This window comes from Anaerotruncus rubiinfantis (assembly GCF_900078395.1).
GTDB classification, from domain to species: domain Bacteria; phylum Bacillota; class Clostridia; order Oscillospirales; family Ruminococcaceae; genus Anaerotruncus; species Anaerotruncus rubiinfantis.
On the sequence record NZ_FKLA01000009.1, the window covers coordinates 296789 to 311166 of the forward strand.

Annotated in this window: 10 protein-coding genes; 4 read left to right on the top strand and 6 right to left on the bottom strand. The window is 56.5% G+C overall.

Annotation, left to right across the window (positions count from 1 at the left end; genetic code table 11):
* Positions 1 to 45: 45 nt before the first annotated feature.
* The 4 genes from BN4275_RS06855 to BN4275_RS06870 all read right to left on the bottom strand — a co-directional run bounded on the left by BN4275_RS06855 (position 46) and on the right by BN4275_RS06870 (position 5831).
* Entirely contained in the window at positions 46 to 1704 is a 1659-nt protein-coding gene (locus BN4275_RS06855; protein WP_066455861.1) for a glycoside hydrolase family 13 protein, read from the bottom strand.
* 453 nt (positions 1705 to 2157) lie between these two features.
* Positions 2158 to 3012 carry a carbohydrate ABC transporter permease gene (locus BN4275_RS06860; RefSeq protein ID WP_066455864.1) on the bottom strand — a complete coding sequence of 285 codons (855 nt, stop codon included), beginning with the start codon at positions 3010 to 3012 and terminating at the stop codon, positions 2158 to 2160.
* On the bottom strand, positions 3012 to 3908 hold the full coding sequence (locus BN4275_RS06865; RefSeq protein ID WP_066455866.1) for a carbohydrate ABC transporter permease: 897 nt from the start codon (positions 3906 to 3908) through the stop codon (positions 3012 to 3014). The genes BN4275_RS06860 and BN4275_RS06865 overlap by 1 nt, the downstream gene beginning before the upstream one ends.
* Positions 3909 to 4298: 390 nt before the next feature.
* Positions 4299 to 5831: an extracellular solute-binding protein gene (locus BN4275_RS06870; protein WP_066455868.1), complete on the bottom strand. Its 1533-nt coding sequence runs from the start codon at positions 5829 to 5831 to the stop codon at positions 4299 to 4301.
* Positions 5832 to 6149: 318 nt separating this feature from the next.
* On the opposite strand from BN4275_RS06870, the gene BN4275_RS06875 reads away from it, so the two are divergent.
* From BN4275_RS06875 to BN4275_RS06890, 4 genes are all read left to right on the top strand, one after another.
* Positions 6150 to 9110, top strand: coding sequence for an acyl-CoA dehydratase activase (locus tag BN4275_RS06875; RefSeq protein WP_066455871.1), 2961 nt, complete (start codon positions 6150 to 6152; stop codon positions 9108 to 9110).
* Positions 9103 to 10458: a 2-hydroxyacyl-CoA dehydratase gene (locus tag BN4275_RS06880; protein ID WP_066455873.1), complete on the top strand. Its 1356-nt coding sequence runs from the start codon at positions 9103 to 9105 to the stop codon at positions 10456 to 10458. Before BN4275_RS06875 ends, BN4275_RS06880 begins: the two co-directional genes overlap by 8 nt.
* 109 nt (positions 10459 to 10567) lie before the next feature.
* Positions 10568 to 11431, top strand: a complete 864-nt coding sequence (locus BN4275_RS06885; protein WP_066455876.1) for a putative ABC transporter permease — start codon at positions 10568 to 10570, stop codon at positions 11429 to 11431.
* Positions 11432 to 11485: 54 nt separating this feature from the next.
* Positions 11486 to 12496: a DUF5050 domain-containing protein gene (locus BN4275_RS06890; protein WP_066455878.1), complete on the top strand. Its 1011-nt coding sequence runs from the start codon at positions 11486 to 11488 to the stop codon at positions 12494 to 12496.
* A gap of 62 nt (positions 12497 to 12558) precedes the next feature.
* On the opposite strand, the gene BN4275_RS06895 is transcribed toward BN4275_RS06890, so the two are convergent.
* Together BN4275_RS06895 and BN4275_RS06900 are read right to left on the bottom strand one after the other, a co-directional pair.
* Entirely contained in the window at positions 12559 to 13068 is a 510-nt protein-coding gene (locus BN4275_RS06895) for a hypothetical protein (RefSeq protein WP_066455880.1), read from the bottom strand.
* A gap of 17 nt (positions 13069 to 13085) precedes the next feature.
* Entirely contained in the window at positions 13086 to 13991 is a 906-nt protein-coding gene (locus tag BN4275_RS06900; RefSeq protein WP_066455881.1) for a magnesium transporter CorA family protein, read from the bottom strand.
* Positions 13992 to 14378 lie beyond the last annotated feature (387 nt).

Sequence of the window (14378 nt, forward strand, 5' to 3'; positions counted from 1 at the left end):
GAAAAAAGAACCCCCGGGCCTTTGGGGAAGGGCCCGGGGGTTTATTCAGCAGAGGATGACCTGCGCTTCATAGGGCAGAAGCACCCCGGACTCCCAGACTGGCCTGCCTGTGTAGTTCGAGAGCAGGATTTTTCCGGCAGGCGGTTTTGCATCGAGCCGGAGATCCTCACCGGTCAGGTTGAGCAGGACGAAGAGCTGATCGCTCTCCAGTGTGCGGACATAGGAATAGATCGCCGGATCGTCCGGCAGAAGATCCTGAAAGGTTCCATATACAAATACATCATGTTGTTTTCTTAATTGAATTAACTTTTTGTAGTATTGAAAAACCGAATGTGGATTCGCAAGCTGCTCCTTTGCGTTAATTTTGGGGTAATTGGGGTTCACCCGCAGCCAGGGCGTGCCGGAGGTGAAGCCGGCGTTCTCGCTGTCGTCCCACTGCATAGGGGTGCGGGCGTTGTCGCGCCCGATGCGGTTGATCTGCGCGAGCGCGGCCACAGGGTTAAAATCCGGTTTTTGGCGTTCGGCGGCAATCCAATTATGGATTTCCACATCCTGAAAGTCCTCGAACCGGTCAAACCGCACATTGGTCATCCCCAGCTCCTCCCCCTGGTAGATAAACGGAGTGCCCTGCAGCGTGTGGATGAGGGTGGCAAGCATGGTGGCGCTTTCGTACCGATAGCGGGTGTCGTTGCCGAAACGGGAAACCTGCCGCGGCTGGTCATGGTTGGAAAGGTAGTTGCAGTTCCACCCGATACCGTTCAGGCCTTCCTGCCAGGCGGTCAGCACCTTTTTCAGCTCAATGGGGCGGTATTCGGCTTTTTCCCATTTGTTTTTGCCAACGTCGATGGTCATATGCCCGAACTGGATGATCATATTCAGTTCGCGGCGTTTTGGATCGGTGTAATCGCGCCCGTCCTGCGGCGTCACGCCGGAGGTTTCCCCCACGGTCATGCAGCCCGCCGGAGCAAAGACTTCATCATGCAGCTCGCGCAGCCATTCGTGATTGGCCGGCAGGTTGGAATGCAGCTTGAACGCATCCTGGTACTTTCCGGCCTTTGTGACCGGCGCGTCGGGCAGGCCAGGCTGTTTGGCGTAGAGGTTCGCGGTATCGATGCGGAACCCGTCGATCCCCCGGTCGAGCCAGAATCGGGCAATGTCCTTGATTTCGCGGCGCACTTTGGGGTTTTCCCAGTTGAGGTCGGGCTGTTCCCTTGTGAACAGATGCATATAATACTGTCCGGTTGGTTCGTCATACTGCCAGACCGATCCGGAAAAAATTGATTCCCAGTTGTTGGGCTCCTCCCCGCCTTTCCCATCCCGCCAGATGTAATAATCCCGGTAGGGGTTTTCTTTCGATTTGCGGCTTTCCAGAAACCACGGGTGTTGGTTGGAGGTATGGTTCACGACCAGATCCATAATGAGCCGCATGCCGCGCGCATGCACGTCGGCCAGAAGGGCGTCCCAATCCGCGAGCGTACCGAACTCCGGGAGAATGTCCCGATAATCGCTGATGTCGTAACCGTTATCCTTGCCCGGGGACTGATAGACTGGCGAAAGCCAGATCACGTCGACCCCCAATTCTTCGAGATAATCGAGCTTTGCGCGGATGCCGCCAAGGTCCCCCATCCCGTCGCCGTCCGAATCACAGAAAGACCGGGGATAAACCTGGTAGACCACCGCCTCTTTCCACCATGCACGCTGCATATCGTTCCTCCTAACGTTTTTTTGCGCCTTTCAGGCGCCCGAAAGTACTTTCTTGCTTGTGCAAGAAAGTACCCAAAGAACACACGCGGGGTGTCCCCGCGGCCCCGATCTACGGCCTAAGAGCCGCCGCTCTGCGGCGGTTGGCCTCCGAAATACTCGCTGCGGCTCGTAATGCGCTCCATGAAAGCTGCCTGCGGCAGAAATGGCGCGCAATCTGCTTTGGCAAAACGAGGGACGCCGCGCTTGGCAGCCTGCTCGCCTGACGGCGAAGCGCGCTTACGCGCGACGGCTGCTCACGGGGGCTTTCCACCCCCGTGTCCCCCGGCAAAGAGTCGTCTGCGACGACCCGCCGCCTTTGGCGGCGGATTCGGGATAAGGAGCGCGGGACCGGTTTTCCCAATCTTGCGAAAACCGGCTGCGCCGGATAAGGACAAACCGATTGAAAAATTCGCGTCAGGTTTTCACCGCACCGTCCGAAATGCCCTTGATGAAATATTTCTGTAAGCTGAGGAAAACCAGGATGATCGGCAGCACCGAAACAAGCACCGCCGGGAAGATGAGTTCCCAGGGGCTTCCGTACTGCCCTGACAGTATTTTCGCAAAATAAAGCTCCAGCGTCAAGGTCTTGATGCCTTCGGCGTTGCCGATCACCAAAAATGGCAGCAGATAATCGTTCCAGATCCACATGCCGTTTAGGATAATCACCGTCACGGTGGTCGATTTGAGCAGCGGGAATACCACCAGGAAGAACACCTGCAGGATATTTGCCCCGTCGATGACGGCTGCCTCCTCAATCCCCTGCGGTACGCTTTTGATAAAGCCGTGATAGAGGAATACGCTCATTGAAAGTCCAAAGCCGCCGTACATCACGATGAGGCCGGGCGTATTTTTCAGCCCGAGCGTATCCATGAAGGAGAGCAGCGGATACATAATCGACTGGAATGGGATCAGCATGGCTGAAACGAACAGGAAAAAGATCAGCCCGCTGATTTTGGTTTTGTTGCGCACCATCATCCAGGCCGCGAGCGACGACACGACAACGATCAACGCGATCGAAGCCGCGGTAATCACGAAAGTGAGCCCGAGCGATTTGAGGAAGTGGATTTTGTCCGCCGCGTTTTGCAGATAGGAAAAATCCCAGCTCTGCGGGAGCGCGAGCGGATTGCGAACAATTTCCGACTGGCTCTTGAAGGCGTTCACCAACAGAAAATAAAGCGGCATCAGAGTATAGACTGCGAACAGGGTCAGGATGAGATACCGGACGGCATCCCCAGCCGTGACCCGGTGATGATATTTTTTGTCCTCCATCAGAGCTCCACCTCCTGCTTTTTGGTCAAGGAGACCTGTGCCAGCGTGATAACAGCGATCATCACAAAGAAGATGACCGCCTGCGCCTGCGCAAGCCCATAATCCGGCGGCGTGGTGTCCTTGGTGGTGCGCAGGATCTGCATGGCCAGCATACGGGTGCCGAAATTGCCATCGGTGAGGGCGATGTTCTGATCGAGCAGTTTGAAGGAGTTGGCGAGCGTGAGGAATACACAGATGGTGATCGATGGCATCAGCATTGGAACGGTCACATGCCAAAATTGCTGCCACCAGGTGGTTCCGTCGATCTCCGCCGCCTCGTAGAGGTCGCCCGGGATGTTGTTGAGCCCGGTCACGTAAATAATCATCATATACCCGGCAGTCTGCCAGACCATCATAATCGCAAGCGCGAAAAGCGCTTTGGTCTGGTCCTGTAACATATATGCGAGAAAATCCACCGGGATGATCCCGTTCGGCCCAAACAGGAGATCGGTATAAATGGTGTTGAAGATGATCTGCCAGATGTAGCCGAGCGCCAAGCCGCCCAGCAGGTTCGGCAGGAAAAAGACGGTCCGGTAAGCGCCCGCGCCGCGCCGCACGCCATTGACCAGAAGCGCAAAGACAAGCCCAGTCAGATTGATGGCGACGACCGCCACAACCGTATAGCGGAAGGTGTACCAGAGGCTCTGCATAAATCGCTCGTTCTGGAACGCACGCAGATAGTTTTTGATCCCGACGAAAGATTCATACCAGGCGCCGCCGCCTGAAAAATAGGTTCCGCGCCATCCGGTGAACGAATAAATTACCCCCAGTATAAACGGAATCAAAATCACCAAAACGAATAATATAATTGCCGGAAGCACCAGCGGAAAAAACCATTTTTTATAGTAGCCTTCCATTTCTTTGGCCTCCTTGGATGATGAGGTTATGTACATGCGCCGGGGCTCCGGCGCACGGCGGGCGGACCGTCTCTTTGGAGCCGATACGGCTCGCCTGCAAAGTGTTTGCAGGCCCTCCCGAAACATCGTTCGTTCCCTTTTGGAAGGAATCCCCCCTGCGGCCGCGCGCTGGGAGCGCAAAGCGCTGCGTTCAGTCCTGAGCTGGCCGTTTTATTGGGAGCGGCCGCGGCGCAGGTTGCGAAGCCTAAGGGAGCCGCCGCCTTTGCGAAGCAACCAGCGGCGGCGGGGACCGCGGGGAACTCCCCGCGCGTGTTCTTTCTCCTCTTTCTTGCACGGGCAAGAAAGAGGACCGCCGGAGGCAACTCCCCGGGCGCGCGAAGGGCGCGAAAATCAGCCGCGCATGTCGCGCCACTTGGTGATGGCGAAGTCCGCGATCGCATCGTAATCCTCATCGGTCCAGGCGGGCTTGGTGAGATAGTTCTCCATCAACTCCAGCCCAACCGTGTCGCCGCCCCAGGAGGCGGGCGCGCCGTGATAGGGCGCGGCCAGCGTGTGGCCGGTTTCCATATAGGCAAGAATGCTGTTGCCAAGCGCATTGTTCAGCTCGGTGGTTGACGGATCGGCATTGTAGGGGATGAAGTCGAACTCATCGGTCACATAGCGTTTGCCGGTTTCAGAGGTATTCAGCCAGACAAGGAATGCTTCGGCCGCCTCAATGGTCGCCATGTCCTTGTTCGCGTTGATCGCATAATACATTGGGACAAAAACCGGAATCGAAGAGTTGAATTTTTCGACCGTGAGCCCCTCCACCTGGATTTCCTCCTGGGTGATCGGCAGTTTGACCGGCACGAAGGTCAGGTGGGCTGCCATGTCCGCATCCAGATTCGCAATCGCGGGTGCGACCCAGTTTCCGTTTTTCATGAAGAGCGCCTTGCCGTCGACAAACCGCTGCAGGGTCGGGTCATATCCGTAGTTGGTCGCAACGATGAAATCCTGCCCGCGTGCGGCCGGGCCGTCGCTTCCGGCGAGATAGGTGGTCTTGAGGTCAAGCGCCTTTGCGAAATCGCGGATCGGCCCGCGCAGCTGTTCAAGCTGTTCATCGGTTGCGTTGGCGGCGGACGCCACGTTCGGGAAGACCGCGTTCAGCGCGACGTTGACCATGTGATCGCCATAGGTCCACTTTTCGCTGGCCGCGACCGCGAACACGCCGGTCAGATTATTGGCGAGATTCGATTTTTCCGCTTTGAAGGCATAGCTGTTGCCGTTGAGGGTAACGCTGGCAGCGGACGGTGCCTTGATATAGGCGTCAACCGCCTGTACAAAAGCTGCGAACTCGTCATACGAAGAAGCGACCAGGTCGTTGAAGACAGCGGTTTCATCCGCGTCCATCAGGTCTGCGAGCATCCGGTGGTCGAGGATGTAGCCATAGCCCTCCACGTTATAAGGCACCCCATAGCTGTCCGCGCCGTCGGTGGTCAGACGCATATTTTCCGGGATTGCATCCACCATGTCCTTGAAAGCGCCGGCGGGGGCCTTCTCGAAATTATAGGCCGCGCCTGAATCGCGCCATTCGATCAGCTCCTTATAGCCCTGGATGGTGAAAATGGCGGGCTGGTCGGCGGCTTTGCCCTGCATTTCTGCGCGCAGGGTTTCCATATGATCCTGGCCGGAACCGATCGAGAAGGAACGCACCTTCACGCCGGTTTCCTGCTCGTAAGCTTTACACATTGCTTCAAATTGGGTTGCGGTCTCGCCTTTGGAAGAATAGATATACAGTTCCGGCGTCCCGGTGGGGGTTCCTGTCCCACCGGACGCGGTGCCGGAGGACGAACCGCCTGATTCCTTTTTGGTGCAGCCCGCGCATGCGGCGGACAGGAGGATGACGGAAAGTAAAACAGATAACAGTCGATGTGCGTTTTTCATATGCTTTCTCCTTTGGAATCAAAATCTGGAAGGTCTTACGTTCTAAAAGTATGGTCGGTTTTTCAGCCGGTTATGCCTGTGGGACGGTATTTTCAGGAAGCCGTGCGGATATATTGTATGGAAGCGGTCCCAGGGTTTGCCGGAAAATTGCCAAAAGCATACGAAATTCGTAGAATTTTCTTGTTTTTTAGGCGGAAAACAAATTGACCGGAAAAATGATTCGTGATAAGATAAAATAGCTGATATTATAGCGTTGCGGGATATCCGGCCCGCCGCGCTTTTGCCGCCCAAAACGGCGGAATAGAAAGGGAGAATTGAATGGGAATGACAATTGGAATCGACATCGGTTCCACCACGGTCAAGATTGTCGTGGTACAGAATAACAACATGGTGTACCAGCGGTATGAGCGCCATATGTCCCAGGTGCGCCAGAAGACTCTGGAACTCGTGCGCGACGCGCGTGAAGCGATCGGTGACGAGCCGTTCACGATTGCGTTTTCCGGCTCGGCGGGGCTTGGCGTCGCGAAATCCGCGGGCATGCCCTTCATCCAGGAGGTCTTTGCCACCGGCGAGGTGGTCAAGACGATGGAGCCCGGCACCGACGCGGTGATTGAGCTGGGCGGAGAGGACGCGAAGATCATCTTCTTCACCGGCGGGCTCGAGGAGCGGATGAACGGCTCCTGCGCGGGCGGCACCGGCGCGTTCATCGACCAGATGGCGACGCTGCTCGACGTGACGCCTACCGAGCTTGATGAACTTTCGCTCAGGAGCGAAAAACTTTATACGATCGCGTCCCGCTGCGGCGTGTTCGCCAAGAGCGACATCCAGCCGCTCCTGAATCAGGGCGCGCGCAAGGAAGATATCGCCGCCTCAATCTTCAAGGCGGTTGTCGACCAGACGATCACCGGCCTTGCGCAGGGACGGCGGATCACCGGCAAGGTGCTGTTCCTGGGCGGCCCGCTCTACTTCTTCAAAGGCCTGCGCCGGGAATTTGTCCGGTCGCTGCACCTCTCGCCCGAAAACGCCGTATTCCCGGAGATGGGGCGGTTCGCGGTTGCGCTGGGGACAGCGCTTTATGCGGAAAAAACCAGCCAGCCGATCGATTACGAAACATTGGTTGCAAAGATTGAGGACACCACCAATGAGGTGCGCGCCTCCCGGCTGCTCGACCCGCTTTTCAGGGAGAAAGCGGAATATGAGGCGTTTTGCGCGCGGCACGCGCGCGACACAGTCGAGAAACGGGACCTTATGGAATACGAGGGGGAAGCTTATCTCGGCATCGACTGCGGCAGCACCACCACAAAACTGGTGCTCATGAGCGAACAGGAGGAAATCCTCTACGAATATTACAGCGCCAACCGGGGAAATCCTGTCCAGATTGTGAAGGAGCAGCTCGAATACCTGCTGCCGAGGTGCGAGGGCCGCATCGAAATCAAGGGCTCGGCCGCGACCGGCTATGGTGAGGATCTCATCAAAAACGCCTTTTCGGTCGACGCGGGGCTGGTCGAAACGATGGCCCACCTGAGAGCCGCCCGGCATTTTAACCCGCTGGTCGACTTCATCCTCGATATCGGCGGCCAGGACATCAAATGCTTCAAGGTCCGCAATAATTCGATCGATTCGATCATGTTAAATGAAGCCTGCTCGTCTGGCTGCGGTTCGTTCATCGGCACCTTCGCCCAATCGATGGGCTATACGGTTGCGGATTTTGCCAAGCTCGGACTGCTGGCAAAATATCCGGTCGACCTTGGTTCCCGTTGCACCGTTTTTATGAATTCGTCGGTTAAACAGGCGCAGAAGGAAGGCGCTTCGGTGGAGGACATCTCCGCCGGCATTTCGATCTCGGTGGTCAAAAACGCGATTTACAAGGTCATCCGAGCCTCGTCTGCCGCCGAACTCGGCGAACACATTGTGGTGCAGGGAGGCACCTTTCTGAACGACGCGGTGCTGCGTGCGTTTGAGATGGAGCTTGGGCGCAATGTGGTCCGTCCGGAGATTGCCGGACTGATGGGCGCTTACGGCGCCGCGCTCTACGCAAAGGAGCTGGGACTCGCAGAGTCCACGCTGATTTCAGCGGCAGACCTCAGGGAATTCGTACATACTTCCAAATCGGCAATCTGTCAGCATTGCACCAACCACTGCAACCTGACGGTCAATTCATTCGGAAAAGGCAAAAAGTTTATCAGCGGAAACCGCTGCGAGCGCCCCCTTGGCAACTTCACGGTGGATACCCTGCCGAACCTTTACCGCTACAAGCTCCAGAAAATCAAAGAGCTCGCGCCGGTGCGCGGGCGGCGTGGGAAGATCGGTCTGCCGCTGGGACTCAATATGCTGGAGAACGTGCCGTTCTGGCATGCTTTTTTCAGTGATCTGGGCTTTGAAGTCGTGCTCTCAGACATCTCCACCCGCGAAACCTACACCAAAGGGCAGTTTTCGATCCCGTCGGACACCGTCTGCTACCCGGCCAAGCTTCTGCACGGGCATATTGAGAACCTGCTCGAAAAAGGTGTGACCGACATCTTTTATCCCTGTCTCACCTACAATTTTGACGAGGAAAAGGGAGACAACCATTATAATTGCCCGGTTGTCGCCTACTATCCGGAGCTGCTGCGCGCGAATGTCGCGGAACTCTCGCAGGAGCCGGTCAATTTCATCTATCCGCATGTGGGCATCCACATCCCCCGCAAAATGGGAGAAAAGCTTTATGGAGAACTGTGGAAGTCGTTCCCAACGCTCACGCTCCATGAGGTCCGGCACGCTGCCAAAACAGCATATGAGGCCTATGATGCCTGGATGCGGGATGTGAAGGCCGAAGGGCGGCGCGCGATCGATTACGCACGCGGGCACGGCAAAAAGATCATCGTGCTTTCCGGACGGCCCTATCACATCGATCCGGAGATCAACCACGGTATCGACCGGCTGATCTCCTCGTTTGGGATCGTAGTGGTTTCGGAGGACTGTGTGGCTGATCTGGTTGAACCGGTCAAGGTGCATGTCCTCAACCAGTGGACCTACCATTCCCGGCTCTATAACGCCGCCAAATACGTCACCACCCAGCCTGACATGGAGCTGGTGCAGCTCGTGTCATTCGGCTGCGGCATCGATGCGATCACCACCGACGAGGTGCGCGTGATTTTGGAGGACGGCGGCAAACTCTACACGCAGCTCAAGATCGATGAGATCTCGAACCTGGGTGCGGTAAAGATCCGCATCCGCAGTCTCCTGGAGGCGGTTGCCGAACGGGAACGCATGGCAAAGGAGGTGGGCGTCCATGGCTGAGGAAGAGCGCGTAGTCTTTACAAAAGAGATGAAAAAGGATTACACCATCCTGGTCCCGACCATGCTGCCGATCCACTTTAAATTGATGCTCAACATCCTGCGGGAGTACGGCTACAAGGTCGAGCTTTTGGAAACGAGCGGCAAAGAGGTTGTGGACTGCGGCCTTCGGAATGTCCACAACGACACCTGCTACCCTGCGCTGCTGGTCATCGGCCAGCTCATCAACGCATTGGAATCCGGCAAATACGATATCCACAAGGTCGCCCTGCTGATGACCCAGACAGGCGGCGGCTGCCGCGCTTCGAACTATATCCACCTGCTGCGCAAAGCGCTGCAAAAGAGCGGTTACGGCTTTATCCCGGTCATCTCACTCAGTATGGGGATGGAGAAAAATCCGGGCTTTACCCTTTCTCCGATGATGCTTGACCGGATTTTTTATGCGGTCAGCTACGGCGATCTTTTGATGCTGCTGGCAAACCAGTGCAAGCCCTACGAGATGGTAGCGGGCGCGACCGACGCGCTGGTCGATCACTGGGCCTGGCATTTGACCAATGAGATGAAAGGGCGCGGACTCCTGAGCTATAAACAGGTGCGCGCCAATTACAAAAAGATCATTGCAGATTTTGCGGCGATGCCGCGCTACAGCCAGAAAAAAGTGCGGGTTGGGGTCGTGGGCGAAATCTATGTCAAGTTTTCGCCGCTCGGAAACAACAACCTTGAGGAGTTTCTGCTTTCGGAGGGCGCCGAGGTGGTTGTCCCCGGGCTTTTGGATTTTTGCCTCTACTGCATCTACAATCAGCTCATGGATCACAAGCTCTATGGCCGCCCGGGGGCGGTCAAAGCGTGGGTTTTTGAAAAGGTGTTCCGGATGCTCACCAAAAAGCAGGAGGACGTGATTGTAGCAATCGAACAGAACGGCGAATTTTCACCGGGCGGGTACTTCCCCCATACCATCAATCTTGTGCGCGGATATATTGGCCACGGCGTCAAGATGGGCGAAGGCTGGCTGCTCACCGCCGAAATGCTTGAACTGATTGAATCGGGCGTTTCCAATATCGTCTGTACGCAGCCGTTTGGCTGCCTGCCCAACCACATCGTGGGCAAGGGCATGATGCGCGTCATCAAGGAACGAAATCCCAAATCGAATATCGTGGCGGTCGATTACGACCCCGGCGCCACCAAGATCAACCAGGAAAACCGTATCAAGCTGATGCTTGCGAACGCCACCGCCATCGAAGAGGAAGAGGAAAAGCTGCGCGAAGCGCTTAAGCTGGTACTTGAACGGGAAAAGGAAATCGCGCCGGAGCCGGGTTCCCTGCCCGAATTGGCGGTCGGCACCAAGATGTAAACGGCGGGACAATTTTCATTTTTCCGGGAAAGGATACGGAAAAAGACCAACTATCTGAGGCGCGGCCCTGCGGCCGCGCCTCATAAAACGGTAAAATTGGGGGCAAAACATGACGGCAGTGGAGCTTTGCGGGATACTCCTGCTCTTTTTCATCTACGCCTTCCTCGGCTGGTGCTTTGAGAGCACTGTCTGCTCGGTCAGCCAGCATAAGCTGGTCAACCGCGGCTTTCTGAGCGGACCGGTGGTTCCGGTTTATGCCTGCGGCGCGCTGGCGGTGGTTTACTGCCTGTCCCCTGTGCAGGATAATCTGCCGCTGCTTTACCTTTGCAGCGTGGTGCTCATGAGCGCGATTGAATATTTTACCGGCTGGCTGCTTGAAACCCTGTTCCACACCAGATGGTGGGATTATTCCAGCCATAAATTTAATCTGCATGGCCGTATCTGCTTGGCCAACTGTCTGATCTTCGGCCTGATGGCGGTTCTCGCGCTCAAGCTGCTGCATCCGCTTGTGCTGCATCTGGTCGGGTCGCTTTCGCTGGTGGCGCTGGTTTGGTGGGCCTCCTCCTGTACCACCCTTTTCGCGGTGGATCTTTTCCTGTCGGTGCGCACCGCGATGCAGCTTTCCGGCAAACTGGATGCATTGCAGGCGGCGCTGGCGGAGGCTCGTGAACGCACCGAGGCGGTCATCGCCGAAAAGAAGCTCGCGGCCGAACAATTTGGCGGGATGTCCCTGTCCGAACGGGTCGACGCACTGCTGGAGCGGGGAGAGAGCCTTTCTCTGCACGACCGGCTGCATGAACTGACCCACAGTCACAATATGCTGCACCGGCGTATGCTGGACGCATTCCCAACCATGAAACCAAGGCACAATAAAGCGTCGCTTGACGAGCTGCGCGCCGCGATCGCAAAGGCGCGCCGGGAATATCGCGACGCGAAGGCGGCTCGAAAAGCAAAGAAGGCAAAGAACGCCTGATACGAGGCGGGATTGCTTTTTGATATGGACAGAAGGAAAGGATGTGCGATCTGTATGAAAAGACGGTTGGCAGCGGCTCTTTCGGTGCTGCTTATGCTGGGGACGGCGGTTCCGGCGTTTGCGGAGCAGGCCGCCTATTCTCAGCTTGCAAATGCGGAAATCAACGAATCCACGGTGACCCAGGGCGGCTATATCTATACCGCGGTCAAAGGCTTTATCGAGCGGATTAATCCGGCGACAAACGAGCGGATTACCGTGGCGGCCCAAAAGGACGCCTACAGCGTCGCGGACTTTTCAGTTTTGGACAATTGGGTCTACTGGTACGGCAAAAACGCTGTCTACAAGGCGAAAACGGACGGGTCCGGCCTTGTAAAGCTTGCGGCTGGCGGCAGTGGAGACGCGGCGGTATCGAATCTGCGGGTCACACCGAAGGGAATCTTCTACTGCCTCGGCGGAAAAACAGGCGGGCGCGCGGTCTATCGGATGAAGCTCGATGGGGCCGGCCGCGTGAAGCTGGAGATCGAACCGGTCAGCCGGTTCGAAGTGGATGGAGATTTCCTCTACTACCTTCCGGAGGGGGATGAGACGCTTTACCGGTGCGGGCTCGACGGCGGGGATATTGCGCAGGCAGCGCGGCTCGAGGGGGATGAGTGGCTGCCGGAGGTCTACAACGGCACGGTCTATTATCCGGACGCTGGGAAATGGTACTATGTGAACAAAAACAACCAGATTAAACAGAGCAATACGCCGTCCAAAATCCCCAACGAATACTATATTTCCGGCCTGCCCAGCTTTGACCCGTTCGGGGCCACCCCCAGCCGCGTGTCAATTGTCACCGCGGCCACCCGGAAATCTTTTGCACTCGAGAATGTATCGCGCTATTCCCTGCTTGGCTCGAAGGAACATCTGTACTATTACCAGTCCGGCGACAAGAAAGGGCTCTACCGCTGCGGCTGGAATGGCAAAAACAAAGAGAAGCTCGCGGACAGCGGCACCCCCATCCTGCTCGCGAACGGCTATATGGTCTACCTGAAAGGGAATGATATTGCCTGGGTGAAGGATTGAACGGAACCTGGCATTAAAAAGCGGTCCGCCGGAAGGCGGACCGCTTCGCTTTCTATGTGGGATTACCCGGCGGAGGAGCTCTCCGTCGTGCGTTTGAAGAGATCGTAAGGATTGGTCACGCCGATGGGCTCGAGCTCCGGGTCATCATTGCCGCGGTACATGAGGCTCTCGTCTGACGCAACGTCAAAATAGAATTCATTCATCGTCTCCCCCATCACCCCGCCTTCAAAATTACGGGACTCCACTTGCAAAGTGATGGTTTTGTCAGCCTCGTGAAAGAGATAACTCCCTTCGATCCGGCCCATTCCCGCGAAGAGGTTTACCCGGAAGAGGAAGGTTCCGTCCTCCCGCAGGGTGAGGGTTGGCCAGTATTGTTCATCCACCCCTTCCGGTTCGCTGACGTATTTTCCGGCAACGGCGGAAAGATCGGCCTGAGGAACGGCGGACTCCGCTTGGGCGGGGGCGCTTTCCCGGTCCGGCGCGGATGGGGATGCGGACGGCGCCGGGCCGCGCGAGCAGGCGCAGCAGAAGGCAAGCGACAGAATCAGAAGGCCGGTCAGAAAACGTTTCAAATTGGATTCCTCCTTTTTTAAAACCAGTGTTTTTTCTTAAAGAAGAGGATGAACAGCCCGACAACCGCGGCGCTTACGCAGATGACCACCGGATAGGCATATGGCCAGTGGTATTCCGGCATGGCAAGGTTCATCCCGTACCAGCCCGCGATCAGGGTCAGCGGCAGGAAGATCGCAGTGATCACAGTGAACACCTTCATGATCTGGTTGAGGTTGATATCAACCTGCGCCTGATAGGCTTCCCGCACCTGGGTGACGTAGTCCCGCAGGTTCAGAACATGATTTTCCAGCCGGTTGATCCGCTGGGAGAGCAGCCGGAAATAGCGCAGCATGCCCTTTTCACACAGCCCGTTTTCATTCTGTTCAATCCCTTCACAGATGGTGAAGAGCTGTTCGTAATACCGCTTGAGGGCCATCAGCCTGCGGCGCAGCGAGACGATCTCCCGGATGCAGGAGCTTTTTTCGTCGGTGATGAGCGCTTCTTCGAGTTCGGAAATCTCCTGCTCGATCGCTTCAAGCGTGAGGTAATCGTTTGAGGTGAGACGGTCGAGAAACAGATAGAGCACCTGCCCCAGGCCGGTGACGCGGTATTCCTCCGAGCGGATCGTCTCAAAGACCGCGTCGACCTCGGGGCTGCCGTCGGTGATGAAGATCAGCAGATCATGGGTCAGGCAGACGCTGAATTGTTCGGCCGGCGCAAGCAGATTGCCAAGATCGGGCAGGGCGAACGAGATATAGTCGAACTGATCTCGGCTTTCATGCCGCGCAACGCCGCTTTCAAGCAGCCGTTCGAGCAGCGGCGCGTTTTTGCCGAGCAGTGTTTTTGCCTCTGCGAGCTTTGTGGGCGGCGCGATGCACAGCCGTGGCCCGGCGGCGGCCGGGTCGTCGGGCAGGAGGTTGCCGTCCCGCAGCAAATAAACCATAGCGGATCACTTCCAAAGCTGTTTTTTCCATTTTACCATGTTCCAGGGGAAAATTCCATGCGTGGGAGTGGCATTTCGGGTGTTTTTCGCATAGAATGGATTACTTGCCGAATACGGCGGAGTTTGTTATAATGAATCCACAAAAGAAATGGAAAGGGGGACCGTTTGCCAAAAAAATTTAGGGAGGTGGGTAACGAAAAAGAAGGAACCCTTAAGCGCCAGAACCGCATTCTGCGGTTGACGAGGTGGGAGGCGATCGAAAATTCGGCGGATGCCTCTCCGTCACGCTTCCAGGCGAAGCTGTCTGCTGAAAACTTCCGGGCAACCGGATCGACAAAGGGGACAGCGGGAAGTTGAAATTGCATTCGATTACACCTGCGCCGCATT

Excerpts from the sequence above, each read along its gene's own strand:
- BN4275_RS06855 (WP_066455861.1), bottom strand. The coding sequence starts at position 1,704 with ATGCAGCGTGCATGGTGGAAAGAGGCGGTGGTCTACCAGGTTTATCCC.
- BN4275_RS06860 (WP_066455864.1), bottom strand. The coding sequence starts at position 3,012 with ATGGAGGACAAAAAATATCATCACCGGGTCACGGCTGGGGATGCCGTC.
- BN4275_RS06865 (WP_066455866.1), bottom strand. The coding sequence starts at position 3,908 with ATGGAAGGCTACTATAAAAAATGGTTTTTTCCGCTGGTGCTTCCGGCA.
- BN4275_RS06870 (WP_066455868.1), bottom strand. The coding sequence starts at position 5,831 with ATGAAAAACGCACATCGACTGTTATCTGTTTTACTTTCCGTCATCCTC.
- BN4275_RS06875 (WP_066455871.1), top strand. The coding sequence starts at position 6,150 with ATGGGAATGACAATTGGAATCGACATCGGTTCCACCACGGTCAAGATT.
- BN4275_RS06880 (WP_066455873.1), top strand. The coding sequence starts at position 9,103 with ATGGCTGAGGAAGAGCGCGTAGTCTTTACAAAAGAGATGAAAAAGGAT.
- BN4275_RS06885 (WP_066455876.1), top strand. The coding sequence starts at position 10,568 with ATGACGGCAGTGGAGCTTTGCGGGATACTCCTGCTCTTTTTCATCTAC.
- BN4275_RS06890 (WP_066455878.1), top strand. The coding sequence starts at position 11,486 with ATGAAAAGACGGTTGGCAGCGGCTCTTTCGGTGCTGCTTATGCTGGGG.
- BN4275_RS06900 (WP_066455881.1), bottom strand. The coding sequence starts at position 13,991 with ATGGTTTATTTGCTGCGGGACGGCAACCTCCTGCCCGACGACCCGGCC.